Annotated in this window: 22 protein-coding genes; 11 read left to right on the top strand and 11 right to left on the bottom strand. The window is 64.4% G+C overall.

Translation table 11 applies throughout. The features are described from left to right. Window positions 1–222 precede the first annotated feature (222 nt). Window positions 223–1,056 (top strand): hypothetical protein, encoded by an 834-nt coding sequence (locus I6F38_RS30900; protein WP_225163060.1) that lies wholly within the window; start codon window positions 223–225, stop codon window positions 1,054–1,056. 135 nt (window positions 1,057–1,191) lie between these two features. Here I6F38_RS30900 and I6F38_RS30895 read toward each other — a convergent pair whose 3' ends face one another. Continuing rightward, a complete protein-coding gene (locus tag I6F38_RS30895; RefSeq protein WP_225163059.1) occupies window positions 1,192–1,332 on the bottom strand; it encodes a hypothetical protein in 141 nt (46 codons plus the stop codon). An 84-nt stretch (window positions 1,333–1,416) separates the two neighbouring features. On the opposite strand from I6F38_RS30895, the gene I6F38_RS30890 reads away from it, so the two are divergent. After that, entirely contained in the window at window positions 1,417–2,412 is a 996-nt protein-coding gene (locus I6F38_RS30890) for an LLM class flavin-dependent oxidoreductase (protein ID WP_225163058.1), read from the top strand. 34 nt (window positions 2,413–2,446) lie between these two features. Here I6F38_RS30890 and I6F38_RS30885 read toward each other — a convergent pair whose 3' ends face one another. Continuing rightward, window positions 2,447–3,679, bottom strand: coding sequence for a trypsin-like peptidase domain-containing protein (locus I6F38_RS30885; RefSeq protein ID WP_225163057.1), 1,233 nt, complete (start codon window positions 3,677–3,679; stop codon window positions 2,447–2,449). Between the two features lie 274 nt (window positions 3,680–3,953). On the opposite strand from I6F38_RS30885, the gene I6F38_RS30880 reads away from it, so the two are divergent. Further along, window positions 3,954–4,298: a zinc ribbon domain-containing protein YjdM gene (locus I6F38_RS30880; protein WP_225163056.1), complete on the top strand. Its 345-nt coding sequence runs from the start codon at window positions 3,954–3,956 to the stop codon at window positions 4,296–4,298. 11 nt (window positions 4,299–4,309) lie between these two features. On the opposite strand, the gene panD is transcribed toward I6F38_RS30880, so the two are convergent. The 6 genes from panD to I6F38_RS30850 all read right to left on the bottom strand — a co-directional run bounded on the left by panD (window position 4,310) and on the right by I6F38_RS30850 (window position 9,347). Further along, window positions 4,310–4,699: an aspartate 1-decarboxylase gene (gene panD, locus I6F38_RS30875; RefSeq protein WP_225163055.1), complete on the bottom strand. Its 390-nt coding sequence runs from the start codon at window positions 4,697–4,699 to the stop codon at window positions 4,310–4,312. A gap of 242 nt (window positions 4,700–4,941) precedes the next feature. Continuing rightward, window positions 4,942–5,244 (bottom strand): putative quinol monooxygenase, encoded by a 303-nt coding sequence (locus I6F38_RS30870; protein ID WP_225163054.1) that lies wholly within the window; start codon window positions 5,242–5,244, stop codon window positions 4,942–4,944. A 113-nt stretch (window positions 5,245–5,357) separates the two neighbouring features. Continuing rightward, the gene (locus tag I6F38_RS30865; protein WP_225163053.1) at window positions 5,358–6,641 is read right to left on the bottom strand and encodes a cystathionine gamma-synthase family protein; all 1,284 of its coding nucleotides are present in this window, start codon (window positions 6,639–6,641) and stop codon (window positions 5,358–5,360) included. 181 nt (window positions 6,642–6,822) lie between these two features. Further along, window positions 6,823–7,083 (bottom strand): PepSY domain-containing protein, encoded by a 261-nt coding sequence (locus tag I6F38_RS30860; protein WP_057019961.1) that lies wholly within the window; start codon window positions 7,081–7,083, stop codon window positions 6,823–6,825. A gap of 128 nt (window positions 7,084–7,211) precedes the next feature. Continuing rightward, window positions 7,212–7,949, bottom strand: coding sequence for an ROK family protein (locus I6F38_RS30855; RefSeq protein WP_225163052.1), 738 nt, complete (start codon window positions 7,947–7,949; stop codon window positions 7,212–7,214). 459 nt (window positions 7,950–8,408) lie between these two features. Beyond that, window positions 8,409–9,347, bottom strand: coding sequence for a LysR family transcriptional regulator (locus I6F38_RS30850; RefSeq protein ID WP_225163051.1), 939 nt, complete (start codon window positions 9,345–9,347; stop codon window positions 8,409–8,411). Between the two features lie 116 nt (window positions 9,348–9,463). On the opposite strand from I6F38_RS30850, the gene I6F38_RS30845 reads away from it, so the two are divergent. Then, a complete protein-coding gene (locus I6F38_RS30845) occupies window positions 9,464–10,267 on the top strand; it encodes an alpha/beta fold hydrolase (protein ID WP_225163050.1) in 804 nt (267 codons plus the stop codon). A gap of 272 nt (window positions 10,268–10,539) precedes the next feature. On the opposite strand, the gene I6F38_RS30840 is transcribed toward I6F38_RS30845, so the two are convergent. Both I6F38_RS30840 and I6F38_RS30835 read right to left on the bottom strand, forming a co-directional pair. Further along, window positions 10,540–11,208, bottom strand: coding sequence for an FMN-binding negative transcriptional regulator (locus tag I6F38_RS30840; RefSeq protein WP_225163049.1), 669 nt, complete (start codon window positions 11,206–11,208; stop codon window positions 10,540–10,542). Between the two features lie 86 nt (window positions 11,209–11,294). Further along, window positions 11,295–11,537 (bottom strand): hypothetical protein, encoded by a 243-nt coding sequence (locus tag I6F38_RS30835; protein ID WP_225163048.1) that lies wholly within the window; start codon window positions 11,535–11,537, stop codon window positions 11,295–11,297. A gap of 760 nt (window positions 11,538–12,297) precedes the next feature. Here I6F38_RS30835 and I6F38_RS30830 point away from each other — a divergent pair. The 7 genes from I6F38_RS30830 (at window position 12,298) to I6F38_RS30800 (ending at window position 15,616) form a co-directional block, all read left to right on the top strand. Then, window positions 12,298–12,471 (top strand): hypothetical protein, encoded by a 174-nt coding sequence (locus I6F38_RS30830; protein ID WP_016840760.1) that lies wholly within the window; start codon window positions 12,298–12,300, stop codon window positions 12,469–12,471. A 10-nt stretch (window positions 12,472–12,481) separates the two neighbouring features. Continuing rightward, window positions 12,482–13,354, top strand: a complete 873-nt coding sequence (gene pdxY, locus I6F38_RS30825) for a pyridoxal kinase PdxY (RefSeq protein ID WP_225163047.1) — start codon at window positions 12,482–12,484, stop codon at window positions 13,352–13,354. Window positions 13,355–13,370: 16 nt separating this feature from the next. Beyond that, window positions 13,371–13,997: a LysE family translocator gene (locus tag I6F38_RS30820; RefSeq protein WP_137482703.1), complete on the top strand. Its 627-nt coding sequence runs from the start codon at window positions 13,371–13,373 to the stop codon at window positions 13,995–13,997. Further along, entirely contained in the window at window positions 13,997–14,341 is a 345-nt protein-coding gene (locus tag I6F38_RS30815) for a tRNA-binding protein (protein ID WP_225163046.1), read from the top strand. Before I6F38_RS30820 ends, I6F38_RS30815 begins: the two co-directional genes overlap by 1 nt. A gap of 140 nt (window positions 14,342–14,481) precedes the next feature. Continuing rightward, window positions 14,482–14,712 carry a hypothetical protein gene (locus I6F38_RS30810; protein WP_028332292.1) on the top strand — a complete coding sequence of 77 codons (231 nt, stop codon included), beginning with the start codon at window positions 14,482–14,484 and terminating at the stop codon, window positions 14,710–14,712. 9 nt (window positions 14,713–14,721) lie between these two features. Then, window positions 14,722–14,895 (top strand): hypothetical protein, encoded by a 174-nt coding sequence (locus tag I6F38_RS30805; RefSeq protein ID WP_225163045.1) that lies wholly within the window; start codon window positions 14,722–14,724, stop codon window positions 14,893–14,895. A 484-nt stretch (window positions 14,896–15,379) separates the two neighbouring features. Beyond that, window positions 15,380–15,616: a hypothetical protein gene (locus I6F38_RS30800; RefSeq protein WP_016840755.1), complete on the top strand. Its 237-nt coding sequence runs from the start codon at window positions 15,380–15,382 to the stop codon at window positions 15,614–15,616. Between the two features lie 85 nt (window positions 15,617–15,701). Here I6F38_RS30800 and I6F38_RS30795 read toward each other — a convergent pair whose 3' ends face one another. After that, window positions 15,702–15,887, bottom strand: a complete 186-nt coding sequence (locus I6F38_RS30795) for a hypothetical protein (RefSeq protein ID WP_016840754.1) — start codon at window positions 15,885–15,887, stop codon at window positions 15,702–15,704. Window positions 15,888–15,963 lie beyond the last annotated feature (76 nt).

Genomic DNA, 15,963 nt, shown 5'->3' with positions numbered 1-15,963 from the left:
TTTTGTGCCAATAGCCCGGATGAGCGAAGCGATATCCGGGATCCGCCTCGCAAGAACACACCACCGGCCCCCGCATATCGCTTCGCTCATGCGGGCTACGCGGGCTGCGCGCGTTGCGGACCTTCCCCATCAGCATGATCGGCCCCTCCCGAAAAATGAACTTGAACGTCGCTCATTTTTATGCCAGATATTGAACATTGTTCATTTTTGCCGGAGCCGGCGATGCAAACGACCTTCCGGATCGACGGATTGACCGGGTCCGAGCGGCCCGTAAAACGGTGGATCAAGCACGCCCCGACGATCATCACGGTCGGCATCATTGCGGCCTTCGCGGCGCACGGACGCATCGCGCAGCCGGCCAGCTACAACGATTTCGCCGACCACTCGGCCATCTTCGGCATCCCGCACGCAGCCGATGTCCTGTCGAACGCAGGCTTCGCCCTGGTCGCGATCTGGGGCTGGCTGGCGCTGCGCCCTCACCGCAACAGCGATCGGCTGCGCGCCGGATGGCCCGGCTACCGCCTGTTCCTGATCGGCCTGTTCCTGACCGCCTTCGGGTCCGCGTTCTTTCACCTCGCCCCCGGCAATGGCCGGCTGACCTGGGACATGCTGCCGATCGCACTTGCCGGCGCCGGCCTGCTGGTCGGCGTCCGCGGCGACACCCAGCCGAGATCGAAGACGAACATCGAAGCGATCGTTCTCGGGCTGTTCGCTGTCGGTAGCGTCGCATGGTGGGCCGCCACCGACAGGCTCGGTGCGGGTGACCTGCGACCGTATCTGCTGCTGCAGGTCCTCCCGCTCATCCTGATCCCGCTGTGGCAGTCGGTCTATCGCGCGCCGCGTGCCGACCGCATCGCGTTCGCCGCCGCGATGGCGCTGTACGTTGCGGCCAAGGTCGCCGAGGTGCTCGACCACGAGATCGCAGACACGCTCGGGTTCGTCAGCGGACACACCTTGAAGCATCTGCTCGCGACGGGAGCTACGGCCGCAATCGTCTGGGGCCTGACGCGACGATTCTCCGATAGCGGTGGTCGAGCGTACGGATCAGGTCTGTAGGATGGGTAGAGCGAAGCGAAACCCATCAACCTTCTATCCGCGCGGAGACATGATGGGTTTCGCTTCGCTCTACCCATCCTACGCCACCTTCACAATTTCGGAATAATAGAAAGTACCACCGATTTGCCCGACGCGTCAAGTCGTACTTCCGAGTGCCGGCGGCAACCTGCACCTTTGCATGGGGTTGTTTTCGATATTTTGGATGGGCAGCCCTGCTTCCTCGATCGCATCAGGCGGATTGACCGGCATGGCGACCGCATCCATATGCATCTGCATGAACCGGCTGTTCCCCGCCGTTTCGCATCCACCTGGACACAGCCAAATACCATCGGCTCCCGTCCCTAACGCTCCGGAGTCGCCGTGGCCGCCCTCTCCATTCTCGATCTCGTCCGCGTCACCGAGGAAACCGACGCGCGCGGCGCGCTCTATAACGCGCGCGATGTCGCCGCGCATGCGGAGGCGCTCGGCTATCGCCGCATCTGGGTGGCGGAGCATCACAACATGGCGGGGATCGCCAGCGCCGCGACGTCGGTCGTGATCGGGCACATCGCGGCGGGCACCAAGACCATCCGGGTCGGCGCCGGCGGCATCATGCTGCCCAATCACGCGCCCTATGTCATTGCCGAGCAGTTCGGCACGCTGGCGCGGCTGTTTCCGGACCGTATCGACCTTGGCCTCGGCCGCGCGCCGGGCACCGACCAGCTCACGCTGCGCGCGCTGCGCCGCACGCCGGAATCCGCCGAGAACTTTCCGCAGGACGTGCTCGAGGTGCAGGCTTTCCTCGCGGCCGCCGGTCCCAACCAGCGCATCCAGGCGGTGCCGGCCGCGGGCACCGACGTGCCGCTGTGGATTCTCGGCTCGAGCAATTTCGGCGCGATGCTGGCCGGCGAGCTCGGCCTGCCCTACGCCTTCGCCTCGCACTTTGCCCCCGAGCTGCTGATCCAGGCGCTGCAGATCTATCGCGCCCGCTTCAAGCCGTCGGAGCAGCTCGACCGTCCCTACACCATGGTCGGCGTCAACATCATCGCCGCCGACACCGACGAGGAGGCGCGGCGGCTGGCGACCACGCAGCAGATGTCGTTCACCAACATCTTCCGCGGCGCGCGCGGCCTCAGCCAGCCGCCGATCGACGACATCGAGAGCTACTGGTCGCCGTCGGAGAAGATGCAGGCGATGCGGATGCTCGCGCGCTCCATCATCGGCTCGCCCGCGACGGTGCGCGCCGGCATCGACGCGCTGGTCGCGGAGACCGGCGCCGACGAGCTGATGATCGTGTCCGACGTCTATGATCACCAGAAGCGCCTGCGATCGTTCGAATTGATCGCCCAGGCCGGCGGGATCACGCCGCAGACGTAGCCTGCAGGATGGGCGGTGGCGCAGCAACGCAGCCTCACTTCGGCGTGCCGGCGGGCGCCTGCGACTGTGCGAGTTGGCCGAGCGTCACGCTCAGTGAATTCGGCGCATTGTCCCGCAGCATCGAAAGCTTGACCGAACTGCCCGGCGCTCCCGCATAGACCTTCTTGGTCAGCTCGTTGGCGCTCTTGATCGGCTCGTCATTGACCGAGGTGATCACGTCGCCCCGCCTCAATCCGGCCTTCGCTGCCGGGCCGCCGGTCTGCACGCCGACCACGACCGCGCCGTGCAGATTGTTCGCACCGAGGCTTTCGGCAATGCCGGGGGTGATCGATTGAATCTGGGCGCCCATCCAGCCGCGCGTGACCGAGCCCTTGTCCTTCAGCTGCGGGATCACCGTCTTCACGGTATCCGCGGGTATCGCGAACGCGACACCGACCGAGCCGCCGGAGGGCGAGAAGATCAGGCTGTTCACGCCGATCACCTCACCATGCGTGTTGAAGCTCGGGCCGCCGGAATCGCCGCGATTGATCCGCGCGTCGATCTGGACGAAATCTTCCGAAGACCCGGTCTCCAGATCGCGCGCACGCGCCGAGACGATTCCCGCGGTGACGGTGTTTCCGAGGCCGAATGAATTGCCGGCCGCGAGCACCCAATCGCCGGTGCGCGGCGCTTGATCCGCGAGATTGACATAGCTGAAGTCGGTCCGCCCATCGACCTTGAGCAGGGCCAGATCGCTGACCGGATCCTTGCCCAGGACTTTCGCCTTGTAGACCTTGTTGTCGCTGGTGCGGACATCGGCGCGGTCGCTGCCGCCGAGGACGTGATTGTTCGTCACTGCGTAGCCGTCCGCCGAGATGAAGAAGCCCGAACCGATCGAGGTCATCTCACCCAGCTTCGGCAGATTGCCCGGTCCGCGCCTGCCGGGATTCGGAACGGCCCTCCCCGGCGTGTCCTGATCAGGCGAGCCGTCCGGCCCGAGAGAACCGCCTGGTGAGTCGCCGGGAGACGAGTCGTCGTCATCCGCCGCAGCCGCCACCTTGGCGTTGACGCCAATCACAGCCGGCCCGACCTTCTCCGCAAGGTCGGCGAACTCGCCGGGACCACCATTGCCATGTTCCGCGCGCGAATTCACCGGCTGTGCGCGGGCAAGATTTGCGCTTACAAGACTTGCGCCTACAAGACTTGCGCTCACCAGCAACGCCGACGTGAAGGCGGCGGTGACGAGCGACGTGCGAAGGCAGACGAAGGCCGAACTTCTCTGATTCATCTTCCGCATCCATGTTTGGGATCAGCCGATTGCTCCTGGATGAATTGCCGGCCCGGACGCGACGATCAGTGAACCGTTCCCCGCGAGCACAGGGGCGCAATGCCGAGCGACGGACGGCAACGGATAGGGGCGCGGACCGTTCCATCGGCATCCGCGGGTGGACGAGCGGCTCGCCACCTTTGCGCCGCTTTGCGCATCAAATCGCCGGGTTTTTGCTTGCTTTGGCTGCCTGTGCCTCTACGGTGCGCCCGCAACGACGGAGACGATCTCGACCATGGACGCCGCAATGAACTGCCCGAAATGCAATTCCGAGCATGCCTATCAGGACGGCGCTCTCTGGGTCTGCCCGGAATGTGCCCATGAGTGGAGCAGCGATGCGGCCGCCGAGAGCGCGCAGGAAGCGGGCGTACGCGACGCGCACGGCAACCCGCTGACGGACGGCGACAGCGTCATCGTGATCAAGGACCTCAAGGTCAAGGGCTCGTCGTCGGTGGTCAAGGGCGGCACCAAGGTCAGGAACATCCGCCTCACCGAGGGCAGCGACGGACACAACATCGCATGCAAGATCGACGGCATCGGCGCGATGAATCTGAAATCGGAGTTCGTCAAGAAGGCCTAGCGTAGCCCAGCTTACGCATCCGCCAATGCTTTCGCCGGTGAGGCGGCAGCCTTCGCGATGGGCCGGTTCTCGTCGTCGACCAGCACGACCCGCGGATGAAACTTGCGCGCCTCGTCGGCGTCGAAGCCGGCATAGGCGACGATGATGACCTTGTCGCCGGCCATGGCGAGCCGCGCGGCCGCGCCGTTGAGGCCGATGGTGCCCGATCCCGCCGGCGCCTCGATCACATAGGTCGAGAAGCGCGCGCCAGTGTCGATGTTATAGATGTCGACGCGTTCATTGATGAGGAAACCGGCGGCCTCGATCAAATTGCGGTCGATCGAAATCGACCCCTCATAATGCAAGTCCGCTTCGGTGACGTGCGCGCGATGAATCTTGCCCTTCATCAAAGTCACTTGCATCGAGACCATCCCGTATCGTTGTGTCGGAATTTTCCGCGCCGCCAATAACGGCGTGCCGCCTCCGCGTCAACGTTGTCCGGGCGTACGCTCGCTTCAAGCGCGGTTCCGCCGCGATGGGTTTGTCCTGAAATCGCCGACCGCGCCGGTCTGCAATACTCCGCGCATCCCAAATCGGAGAATGAACGCGCTGCGGCGAAGCCTTTCCGGAGCAAGCTATTATTTGTGACCCGGTGGCGAACGCCCTACTCCTGCTTGCTCGCAATCTCGTTCGCCAAGACCACTATCACCTCGCCGTCGAGGATCGGCTTCGCGACCTCAAAGAAGCGCGCCACAGCCGGCGAATTGTTGTGCCGGTCCATCGCCGCCTGATCCAGGTATCGCTCATACGTCGAAAATATCCGCGGACTGTCGACATCCTGCGAGACGTAGTAGCCGACGGTGGACGGCTCGTTGGCGCGGACATGCTCGACGACGTCGAGCAACGCCTGACGCATCGCCGCCTCATGGCCCTTCTTCGCGCGGATGATCGCCGTGATTGCCAGCATGCACTCTCTCCGGAGGTTTGGTAGCCCGTAGGACGGGTTTCGCTTAGTTTATCATCGGGCCGCGCGACGCGCGGCCCCGTTGGCTCGACCCATCCTACACGCTTTTGACTGGCTCACACCCGGCTCAACGCCTGCGCGATGTCGGCCACCAGGTCGGACGGATGCTCGATCCCGATCGAGAGCCGGATTGTCGAATCCAGCACGCCGATCCGTTTGCGGATGTCGGCCGGCACGCCGGAATGCGTCATGGTGGCCGGCAGGCTCGCGAGCGACTCGGTGCCGCCGAGGCTGACTGCGAGCTTGAAGATCTGCAGCGAGTTGAGGAATTTCTCCGCCGCCTGCTGCCCGCCGACGATATCGAACGAGAAGGTCGAACCGGCGCCGCTGCTTTGGCTCGCGAACACGCGCCCCGCAGGCGACGCCGGATCGTGATGGCCGAGATAATGCACCTGCGCCACCTTGGGATGGTCGCGCAGATAGTCGGCGACGATCCGCGCGTTGCGGTCGGCCTTTTCCATGCGCAGACTGAGCGTTTCCAGCGAACGGCTGATCATCCAGCAGGAATGCGGATCGAGCTGGGTGCCGATCGCGCCGCGCAGCGCCTTGATGTCCTTCATCAGCTTCTTCGAGCCGAGCGCCGCGCCAGCGATCAGGTCGGAATGGCCGCCGACATATTTCGTCAGCGAGTACAGCGAGAGATCGGCGCCGTGCTCGATCGGCCGCTGAAACACCGGCCCGAGCAGCGTGTTGTCGCAGGCGATAATCGGCGTTTGGCCCTGTGCCTTGCCGATCGCGTCGGCGATGCGCCGCGTCAGCGCGATATCGACCAGGCCGTTGGTCGGATTGGCCGGCGTCTCGATGAAGATCATCGCGACGCGGCCCTTCTTCATCGCCTCGTCGGCAGCGGCGCGGATGACACTCTCGTCGAGGCCGTCGGCAAAGCCCACGGCGTGAATCGAGAAGCCCGCCAGTGTCCTGGTGAACAGCGTCTCAGTGCCGCCATAGAGCGGCTGCGAATGCAGGATCACGTCGCCGGGCCGCGCGAAGGCCAGCACCGTGGTCGAGATCGCCGACATGCCGGAGGAGAACAGCGCGCAGCTCTCGGTGCGCTCATAGATCGCAAGCCGGTCCTCGACGATCTCGCTGTTCGGATGATTGAAGCGCGAATAGACCAGCCCCGCCCCCATGCCCTCCGGAGGCTCGCGCCGGCCCGCGACAAAGTCGAAAAAGTCCTTGCCGTCCTCGGCGGTGCGGAACACGAAGGTCGAGGTCAGGAACACGGGCGGCTTGACGGCGCCCTCCGACAGCTGCGGATCGTAGCCATAGTTCAGCATCTGGGTTTCCGGATGCAGCAGGTGATTGCCGATATGGGTTTTGGACGGAAACGGTTTTGTCATGGCCGGTCTCCTGTTCACGGGCCGCCGCGCTGGCGGCGATTCCCGGAATGATGGGACCAGCATACCCCAGCTTTATGCCATTCAGCCAAAGCACGGCATCAGACAGTTCTGGATAACGAACGGCCGGCGTGCGCCTTGCTCCGCCGGCCGCTCCGAATGTCAGGCAGTGTGAAGACGCGGGCTACCAGCCGCGATCCACGTTGCGCACCTCGCCGGTCCGCGCGTCGACATCGACCTTCATCCAGCGGCCGAGGCGGTCACGCCCCTCGACCTCCCACTCGTCGCCGAGGAACTGGGTATTGGACACCGTCACGATGCCGAGACCGGTCGCGACATCGAGCGCGGCCTCCATCGAGACCTGGCTGCCGGAATCGTAGGCCATCGCCGGCGTCGCTGCGCCGATCGCCAGGGCCGCGATCGCGGGAATAATGAAACTTCGCATGGCTCACTCCTCATGGAACAGGATGTTATGCCGCATAAAACGAGCGGCGCACCCATCAGTTCCGACAACAGGAGTGCGAAGCAGCGCGAAACTTCGGCAGTTGCGGCGATTTGGTGGCGGTTCCGGTTTCATCGACGCGCGCTGCTCGCCTTGCGCGCTCTCTTCTTCCACATTCGAAATCCGCCCTCGAATGCGTTGGCGTTGTCGCCGAACCTCACCTTGGGCGGCGGGTTGTCGACCTTGTCGGCATTGCCGCCGCCGAGCACGATGTACTCGGGCTCCAGCGCGGCTGACAGCCGCGCGATGACGTCGTCGACGCTCTTGCGCCATTTCTTCCGGCCGCGCCGCTCGAGACCCGCGGCGCCGACATAATCCTCGAACGTTGCGCCCTTGCGGTACGGCAAATGACCAAGCTCCATCGGCTCGTAAACACCGTCCACGATCATCGCGGAGCCGAGGCCGGTGCCGAGCCCGAGAAACAGCATCCGGCCGCCCTGATAGCTGCCGATCGCCTGCATCAGCGCATCGTTGACGACCCTGGTCGGGCGGCCGAACGCCCGGTGAAAATCGAAGCCGGCCCAGCCGCGGCCGAGATTGTGCGGCTCGGTCAGCGGACGGTTGTGAACGACGGGTCCCGGATAACCGACCGAGATCACATCATAGGACCAGTCCTTTGTGAGCAGCTTGACCTGCCGCACCATCTCGGTCGCGGACAGAGTTGGACCTGACTCGAATTCGCGCTTGATGCGCTCCTTGTCGGTCATGACCTTCACATGCGTGCCGCCGACGTCGATCACGAGCACCGTGCGCCGCGACGCGGGCCTGTTCGCTTTCTTGCTGGTCTTGTTGCCTGCCTTCTTGGCCATCAATCCGCTCTCTTGTGCGCGCCGAGTGGAGCAGAGAAACGTATCGCGCGCCACAGCGACGTTCTGCATCTGACTCCAATTTGTTCGCGAAGAACGAATCGGAATCAGGAAAATCGGCGCGATCCAGATGTTAACAACGCACATACATCGACCGCATCCGAACAATCGATGTTGTATCATGATGGGATTATTGCTCTCGGCGTGCAACACCGCGGCGCATCTCAGGCACACTGCGTTCTCCCGCATCACTGATCGATCGATGAGTCGCACCACGGCCACGTTCCCGATCCGACTCCAGTTTGTTCGCGAGGAACGAATCGGAATCGAAAAATCGACGCAAAGCGATTCTTAACAAGAGGTTTGCGCGACTCGATGCCGCGGCGCTTCGTACGGCGGATGAGCGCAAGCGCAATCGGACATCCACCGACGACATCACCGCGTCGGGTTACTCCGCGCCCATTATCGGCCGCGCTTCGCGCGGACCGGTCGGGTCGCCCGCCCTGCACGCTGCGCGAGCCGCCAGCCTTTGAGGTGAAGCCAGAGCGCTTCGGCGACCGGTCCGTGCGAATGCTGGCGATGACGGACTGCCGCAAGATTTTCCTCGCGGCCCGGAAAATTCGGTCCGGCGATGCTGATCAGCCTGCCGTCCCGCAGCTCGTCCTCGATCAGCCATGCGGGCAGATGGCCCCAGGCAAGACGATGCAGGATCAGCTCCTTCTTCATCATCTGGTCCGGCACGCTACACTGGTGCGCACCTTCGATCAGGAAGAAGTTTTCCGACGACGGTCGCCGCGCCGTGTCGCGGATGACGCACTGCGTGAAGGGGCGCATCTGCTCCGGCGTGACTTTCTTCGTCCACGCAAACGGCAGGAAGCCGGGAGCGACGACCGGCACCATGGTCGTGCTCGAGAGCCTGATCTGTTCGAAGCGCGGATCGGACGGCTCCGCGCGATGAAACACCAGATCGGCGTTATCATCGATCAGGCGCTCGAGCGGTCCGCCGACCGCCTCATATTCCAGGTGCAGGCGCGTGTTGGGATAGCGGGCAAAGAACGCCGAGAGCATCTGCAGCACCGGCGGCCGCGGGCACAGGTCGCCGATGACCACACGCAGGACGACCTCTTCTCCGCCGGCAAGCTGCTCCGCATAGCTCTGCAGCAGATCGAGCTCGCGCAGCGTCACCTGCGCGCGTGCGTGAAACGTCCGGCCGGCGTCCGTCAGCCCGATACGGTATCCGCTGCGATCGAACAGCGTGAGGCCGAGCTGCTGCTCGAGCCGGGCGACCGCCGCAAACACCGACGGGTGCGACCGGTTCAGCGCCGTGCCGGCGGCCTGGAAGCTTCCCTTGGTCGCGACAGCGTCAAAGCAGCGCAAATCGTGCAGCTTGATCCGATCCATTGTCCAAAGAACCTACAGAGATTGATCGATCTTAGTAATTTTTCTTCGAAGGCGCGAGTCCTAGCCTGGGTCGACGCGAAGCCTGCCGGCTTCCACCAGCACAAGGGACTGACGAGATGAGCAGCGATGGACACTTCACGACGGCGGATGGCTGCCGGATTGCGTACCGTATCGACGGTCCCGACGATCGGCCGGTGCTCGCGCTGTCGAACTCGATCGCCACCAACCTGCACATGTGGGATCGTTCGATGCCGCCCCTCAGCCGGTCGTTTCGGGTGCTCCGCTACGACACCCGCGGTCACGGCGGCTCGGACGCGCCCACGGGCGCCTACTCGATCGACCGGCTCGGCCGCGACGTGGTCGAACTGCTCGACGCCCTCGACATCGATCGCGCGCATTTCCTCGGCCTGTCGCTCGGCGGCTTCGTCGGGCAATGGCTCGGCATCTTCGCGCCTGACCGCATCGACCGCCTGATCCTCTCGAACACCTCGTCCTATCTGGCGTCCGAACTGCCGTTCGACGAGCAGATCCGCGCGGTGCTCGCGGCCAAGGACATGAATGGAATCGCGGACGGCTTCATGCGCAACTGGTTTCCGGCGACGATGCTGGCCGCGCCGAACGAGATCGTCGACGAATTCCGCAACATGGTGCTGACCACACCGCCGCGCGGTCTCGCCGGATGTTACGCCGCACTGCGCGACGTCGATCTCCGCCGCATCATCTCGCTGATTGCGGCGCCGACCCTGGTGATCGGCGGCGAGAGCGACACCGTCACACGGGCCAGCCACAGCGCTGATATCGCCGCGACAATCGCCAATACAAAGCTCGTTCTGCTGCCCGGCATTCACATCCTCAATATCGAGCAGGCGGATCGCTTCAACAGCGAGGTGGCGAGCTTCCTGGCGCTCTCCGCCACATGACTGCGTAGCCCGGATGAGCGAAGCGACATCCGGGACCGCTCCAAGAATACGCGATCGGGCCCCGCATATCGCTTCACGCATGCGGCTACATGGATCACGCACCACATGTTCCCCATTCGACTCCATTTTGTTCGCAAAGAACGAATCGGAATCGAACAAATCAGCGCGGAGCGATTCTTAACAACAGGTTTGCGGATTCGATGCCGATCGGCTCCGTAGAGCGGATTAGCGCAAGCGTAATCCGCTCTCTGCCGCCTTGAGACAGCGCCGGGTTACACGGAGCTGACCCGCCCTACGCACCGTCCAACGCTATATTCAAGCTCCGGCCGCAACGCGCGCATCTTCTCCGCTAGCCTTTGGCTCGTCGTCTCCTGCGCTTGCGCAAGGCGGTTGACCAGCGCGACATAATCCGCATCGCTCTTGTGCTGGTTGAGCTTTGACTGGCCCTCGATCTCGTCGACGACGATGTCGATCACCCTGATCCCCGCCAGCATCGCTTCGCGCTTGCCGGGCTCCATCTGCGTCAGGTCCCAGGGCTGCTTCTGCAGCCGCGCCTCGGAGACCGCGAGCAGCGCGTCGCCATGGCCGCGGTTCTCGCCGTGATCGCGCAGATGCGCGACGCCCGACAAATGCACCGCCTCGTAGAGCCAGGTCGAGACGTTGTCGGGTGAGACATACCAGTCGTTCGAGATGTAGGCGTCATCGCCGGAGACGATCAGGAGGAAGCGCCTGACACCGTCGGCGAGCTCGACCAGCGGATTCTTCGCGGTGAGATGGATCTGCACGATCACGCGCTCGTCGCGCCGCTCGATCACGAACGGCACGTGGGACGCGCGCGGGCCGCGCGCATCGGCGGCGACGATGGCGCCGAAGCCGCGCGCCGCCGCAAAGGCGAGCGCGCGGTCTTGCTCGATGCGAAACTGGGGACGGAGGATGTGCATGGCGGCGGCGCTCGCGAGCTGGAGGGAGACGACCCAGCAAGGCTAGCGCAACTTTCGCCGGAGATCACCGCCATGCACGATCCGGCTCAGCAGATCATGGCATTGTCGCCGTGATCGCAGACGCCGCCGGGCTGGTCGCGCGGCAGCGCCTCCGACTCGCCGAAATGCGGGACTGCCATGCGCGGCGGACCGCCGCTCCAGCGGCCGGCGGCGGCATGGCTCTTCGCGAACGCGGATGGGCCCGCCGCCGGCACTTCGTGTGCCATGGCCGACGCCGTCAGCATGGCGAGCGCGGTCAGCGCGGCCGCAATCTGTTTGATCCTGGACATCAGTTGCTCCTGTTGGACTCGGCGCGCCGGCGCATTGTTCGCCGCCCGCCGATCGGTTCGCGCTCACATCAAGATCGATCGCTCTGCCGTCTTGTTCCGACGCCATGAGGCAAGCGTTTGGATGCAAGACAGTCCACCCGTGCATCTTCTTCCACGTCGACCCGACACGATCGGTTGATCGCGGCGTGACAGACGAGATCCCGACGTGAACCCGCAAATCAAACCCGGCTCCGCCGCCTGCGACAAAACAACCCGACGGACAACTCAGCAAAACCTGTCGATATCAGAATAAGAAAATATTCCGCTTACTGCCCTTTGCTCGCGGCCCATGGGTACGATCGGCACCCGGCTTTCGCTGCGCTCTCTGTTCGAAAGGGGGCGGAACGAAGAGCAAAGCTCGGACAAAACATGTCGCGCGAGAATGCGGATGTATGACTCGCAGCGAACCACACATTCGATGTCGTCCCGGCGAAGGCCGGGACCCATAACCACAAAGGATGCTGTTGAGCATCGCTGGAACGACGAGTCCCATTCACTACACTTGCTGCGGCGTATGGGTCCCGGCCTTCGCCGGGACGACGAATGGAGAAAGATGCGCGCGCCGACTCCATCACCGTCATGCCGGCAGCAAAGGCGAAGGCTTTGCCCGGGAATGATCGAGCTTAGCAATGCCGCGGAATCCCAATCCGCCGTTGAACTGACGGCAACTAGCAGGTTACGCTGCCTTCACGCTCACGCCCTCCCGCTGGAAGGATTCCCCATGAACGGCAATCGATATTATGGCGTCCGCGTCGAGGGCGCGAAATACGGCGTGGGGTTCGGCTCGGCGCTGGCGATCGCGATCTCCTACACCAAGAACCATTCGATCCTGTGGGCCATCATCCACGGTATCCTGGGCTGGCTCTACGTCATCTACGCCGCACTGTTCGGGTGATGCGCACAAGATGACGGTCATCTCAATCCAGTCACAGGTCGCCTGGGGTCATGTAGGCAACAGCGCCGCCAGCTTTCCGATCCAGCTGCACGGCATCGATGTCGTCGCCGTGCCGACCACGCTGCTCAGCAACCGGCCGGGCTATCCGACCATCCGCGGCCGGGTGCTCGACGTGCAGCTGGTCGCTGACCTGCTGCGCGGCATCGAGGAGCGCGGCGCGGTCGAGGCCGCGCGGCTGATCCTGTCGGGCTATCTCGGCTCGGCCGACATCGCGATGGACGTGGCCGACTTCGTCGAGCGCGCGAAGGCGACGAACCCGGCCCTGCTCTATTGCTGCGATCCCGTGCTCGGCGACCGCGACCGCGGCATGTTCGTGCGATCGGACATCCCGCCGCTGGTGCGCGACCAGCTCTGCCCGCTCGCCGACATCATCACGCCCAATCATTTCGAGTTCGAATTCCTCTGCGGCGCGCGCGTGACGACGATCGACGACGTCGTAGCGCAGGCGAGCGCGCTGATGGCGCGGGGACCGGCGACCGTTGTCATCACCAGCGCCGAGCTGGCGGGCACGCCGCACAGCGAGATCGAGACGCTGGCGATCGAGCGCACTCAATCCGACAAGACTTGCGCCTGGCGCGTGCGCACGCCGCGGCTTCCGATCAGCCCGTCCGGCACCGGAGACCTGTTCGCCGCGCTGTTCGTCGCCGCCCGCGCGCGCGGCCTGGCGACGCCGGATGCGCTCAGCCACGCTGCGTCAGGCATCTACGGCGTGCTGGAGCGCACGGCGCAGAGCGGAACCGAGGAAATGCGCATTGTCGAAAGCGCCGGCGTGATGCTTGATCCGAAGCCGCGCTTCGCGGCGGTCGCCATCGCCGCATCCTGATCCGGGACAGGTCTTCATGATCGACATCACCACCCTTCTCACCTACGCCGCCGTCGTGCTCGGCCTGTTCCTGATCCCCGGGCCGGCGGTGCTGCTGGTGCTCGCGCGTTCGGTCACCGGCGGAGCGCGCGTCGGCGTCGCGACCGGGTTCGGGATCGCGCTCGGCGATCTCGTCCACACCGCGATGGCGACATTCGGCCTCTCGGCCGTGCTGATGACCTCGGCGCTGGCGTTCTCGGTCGTGAAATATGCCGGCGTGATCTACCTGATCGTGCTCGGCGTCCGCGCCCTGTTCGAAAAGAACGACGACCTGGATTTGCCGGCCGCGCAGCCGGTCGATCCGCGCCGAGCGTTCCGGCAGGCGATCTGGGCGGAAATGCTCAATCCGAAGACCGCGCTGTTCTTCCTCGCCTTCCTGCCGCAGTTCGTGCATCCCGGCCACGGCTCGGCGGTGGCGCAGTTCGCGACCCTCGGCCTGATCTTCGTCGTGATGAGCGCGGTCTACACCTCGCTGCTGGCGCTCGCCGCCGGCCAGATCAGCCCGTGGATCCGGCGGCATCGCCGCATCGGGCAGTGGCAGGGCCGCGTGGTCGGCACGATCTATATCGCGCTCGGCGTCCGCCTTGCGTTCCAGGAGCGCTGATGTCTCCGCTCAAGCCGCAGGCCAGCTACGACGACTTCGCCCGCCTCGATATCCGGATCGGCGAGGTCGTCGAGGTGCAGCCGTTTCCGCGCGCCCGCAATCCGTCCTACAAGGTCGGCGTCGATGTCGGCGCCGGGCGGATCATGTGGTCGAGCGCGCAGATCACGAATTACGAGCCGGCGGCGCTGGTCGGCTCGCTGGTCGTGTGCATCTGCAATCTCGGGCCGAAGAACATCGCGGGTTTCACCTCGGAACTCCTGATCCTCGGCGCCAAGGACGCCAGCGGCGAGGTGATCGTGCTCGGCCCGCGCAGCGAGGTTGCGATCGGCGAGCCGATCTTCTGACGTCGGGCTGATCACGGCCGCGTGATTCAAATCGTCTGGATTCCCCGTAGTTTACCGATGGGGGATCACCCGGATTCTCAGTGCCCGCGCGCGCTGCTATTGCAGCGCGCGAGAATCGCTTCGGCATGGGAATCGGAAGAATGTCCGCAGTTTTCTTTCACTGCTCCGACGACAAGCACGTCATCCTGGATCGCACCGGCGCCGCGATGGATCTGGCGGAGGCGCGCGTGTATGCGGAGCAACTGGCGCGCAGCTTTGTCATGACACCGAGCGTGGAGGACTGGCGCAACTGGGCGGTCCACGTCACCGACGACATCGGAACCGAGATCTTCGAGCTGCCGTTCACCGCCATCCTCGGCGAGCTGCACTGAGGGCATGCCATGAATTCGATGGAACTTGCCCTGCAGCCGTTGCGGCGCCACCTCGCCCGCCTCATCGCGCGCTGCGTCGCGCTGATCGATGGCGTCATCAATCCCTATCGCCCCGAACTGTACTACATGCGCGGACCAGGCCCGAAATGCCGCGCCCGGCGGCAAGCCACACTGCGCGACTAGAGTGCTGAATGCGAAGTTCGTGCGATTTCGCGGCAGCCACTTTCACGAACTTCGCATTCATAAAGCACACTAGAATCATAAGCTTGCTAGTGTCCTTATCGAATCCGAAGTTCGCTCCGAAGGTGCGGCAAATGATGCGAACTTCGGATTCGGGACACTAGCTTCGCGGCATCCCCGACGAGAAAAGGCCGGCGGGCGTTACGCCACCGGCCTTCTCCTGCAGCTGCCGGTTCCCGGAGTCCGGTTCCGCTGCGATTCCACTTGGTCCTGAGCTTGCGACGACTGTTTTAATCAAATCTTAACGGCATGGCGGTGAGCTGGTTCAAAGGACCCCTTCGCCGTGCGGCGTGGCTTGTTCGTTCGTCGTGCTTGATGCGCTGCACATCGTTTTTGCGCCGATCGCACGCCGATTGTGCGCCACGCATCTTAGGGAATGCTCGACTCAGTGTTACCCTGTGATGCAAACCGAAACGGAGACTTCGGAATGCCGTACTACACCTTCGATCTCGTGGTGGGGGACGAGTTCCGCAATCAAGGAACCATCATCCTCGAAGACATCAGCCTCGCCTCCGACCGCGCCGACCAGCTCGCCAACGAGTTGTCGCAGGTCAAGCCGGAGCTGAAGGCGCGCGGCTGCGCGGTGCGCGTCACCGACATCGACCGGCGCGAGCTCTATCGTACGCCGCTCGATCCCGTGCCGCGGTGGCGCAGGGCGGGCTAGCGTCCGTCGGTTAGATCTGCGGCGACCGCGCTCGCGCGGTCCCTGTGTCGTTGCGCGACGGCGGGGTCGTCTAGCCTGCCCGCCGTCAGCTCTGATGCGGTCCGCGCATCATCTTCAGCGCGTCCTCGATATGGCGCCAGTCGCGCGCGTCGTCGGTCTCGCCCTTGCTCTCGCAAGCCACGGCGTTCTGCGCGGCTTGGGCGATCGCCTCCGGACCGTGCTTCAACAGCATCTGCCGCGCGATGGTGTGGATTTGCATCTCGGCTAACATGGCGCTCTCCTCGGCTGTCGACTGCTGACATCAGAAACCACTGAGCGCCGCGTCTGGTTCCAGCAGCGCGCCGGGC

The organism is Bradyrhizobium sp. BRP56 (assembly GCF_020194035.1).
Classification (GTDB): Bacteria; Pseudomonadota; Alphaproteobacteria; order Rhizobiales; family Xanthobacteraceae; genus Bradyrhizobium; species Bradyrhizobium australafricanum.
Note: the sequence above shows the minus strand (reverse complement) of the source record. Positions and strands in the feature narration are given on the sequence as shown.

What these genes read in the sequence shown, in the direction of transcription:
- I6F38_RS30900 (WP_225163060.1), top strand. Translation starts at nt 223, where the DNA reads ATGCAAACGACCTTCCGGATCGACGGATTGACCGGGTCCGAGCGGCCC.
- I6F38_RS30895 (WP_225163059.1), bottom strand. Translation starts at nt 1,332, where the DNA reads ATGCAGATGCATATGGATGCGGTCGCCATGCCGGTCAATCCGCCTGAT.
- I6F38_RS30885 (WP_225163057.1), bottom strand. Translation starts at nt 3,679, where the DNA reads ATGAATCAGAGAAGTTCGGCCTTCGTCTGCCTTCGCACGTCGCTCGTC.
- I6F38_RS30880 (WP_225163056.1), top strand. Translation starts at nt 3,954, where the DNA reads ATGGACGCCGCAATGAACTGCCCGAAATGCAATTCCGAGCATGCCTAT.
- panD (WP_225163055.1), bottom strand. Translation starts at nt 4,699, where the DNA reads ATGCAAGTGACTTTGATGAAGGGCAAGATTCATCGCGCGCACGTCACC.
- I6F38_RS30870 (WP_225163054.1), bottom strand. Translation starts at nt 5,244, where the DNA reads ATGCTGGCAATCACGGCGATCATCCGCGCGAAGAAGGGCCATGAGGCG.
- I6F38_RS30865 (WP_225163053.1), bottom strand. Translation starts at nt 6,641, where the DNA reads ATGACAAAACCGTTTCCGTCCAAAACCCATATCGGCAATCACCTGCTG.
- I6F38_RS30860 (WP_057019961.1), bottom strand. Translation starts at nt 7,083, where the DNA reads ATGCGAAGTTTCATTATTCCCGCGATCGCGGCCCTGGCGATCGGCGCA.
- I6F38_RS30855 (WP_225163052.1), bottom strand. Translation starts at nt 7,949, where the DNA reads ATGGCCAAGAAGGCAGGCAACAAGACCAGCAAGAAAGCGAACAGGCCC.
- I6F38_RS30850 (WP_225163051.1), bottom strand. Translation starts at nt 9,347, where the DNA reads ATGGATCGGATCAAGCTGCACGATTTGCGCTGCTTTGACGCTGTCGCG.
- I6F38_RS30845 (WP_225163050.1), top strand. Translation starts at nt 9,464, where the DNA reads ATGAGCAGCGATGGACACTTCACGACGGCGGATGGCTGCCGGATTGCG.
- I6F38_RS30840 (WP_225163049.1), bottom strand. Translation starts at nt 11,208, where the DNA reads ATGCACATCCTCCGTCCCCAGTTTCGCATCGAGCAAGACCGCGCGCTC.
- I6F38_RS30835 (WP_225163048.1), bottom strand. Translation starts at nt 11,537, where the DNA reads ATGTCCAGGATCAAACAGATTGCGGCCGCGCTGACCGCGCTCGCCATG.
- I6F38_RS30830 (WP_016840760.1), top strand. Translation starts at nt 12,298, where the DNA reads ATGAACGGCAATCGATATTATGGCGTCCGCGTCGAGGGCGCGAAATAC.
- pdxY (WP_225163047.1), top strand. Translation starts at nt 12,482, where the DNA reads ATGACGGTCATCTCAATCCAGTCACAGGTCGCCTGGGGTCATGTAGGC.
- I6F38_RS30820 (WP_137482703.1), top strand. Translation starts at nt 13,371, where the DNA reads ATGATCGACATCACCACCCTTCTCACCTACGCCGCCGTCGTGCTCGGC.
- I6F38_RS30815 (WP_225163046.1), top strand. Translation starts at nt 13,997, where the DNA reads ATGTCTCCGCTCAAGCCGCAGGCCAGCTACGACGACTTCGCCCGCCTC.
- I6F38_RS30810 (WP_028332292.1), top strand. Translation starts at nt 14,482, where the DNA reads ATGTCCGCAGTTTTCTTTCACTGCTCCGACGACAAGCACGTCATCCTG.
- I6F38_RS30805 (WP_225163045.1), top strand. Translation starts at nt 14,722, where the DNA reads ATGAATTCGATGGAACTTGCCCTGCAGCCGTTGCGGCGCCACCTCGCC.
- I6F38_RS30800 (WP_016840755.1), top strand. Translation starts at nt 15,380, where the DNA reads ATGCCGTACTACACCTTCGATCTCGTGGTGGGGGACGAGTTCCGCAAT.
- I6F38_RS30795 (WP_016840754.1), bottom strand. Translation starts at nt 15,887, where the DNA reads ATGTTAGCCGAGATGCAAATCCACACCATCGCGCGGCAGATGCTGTTG.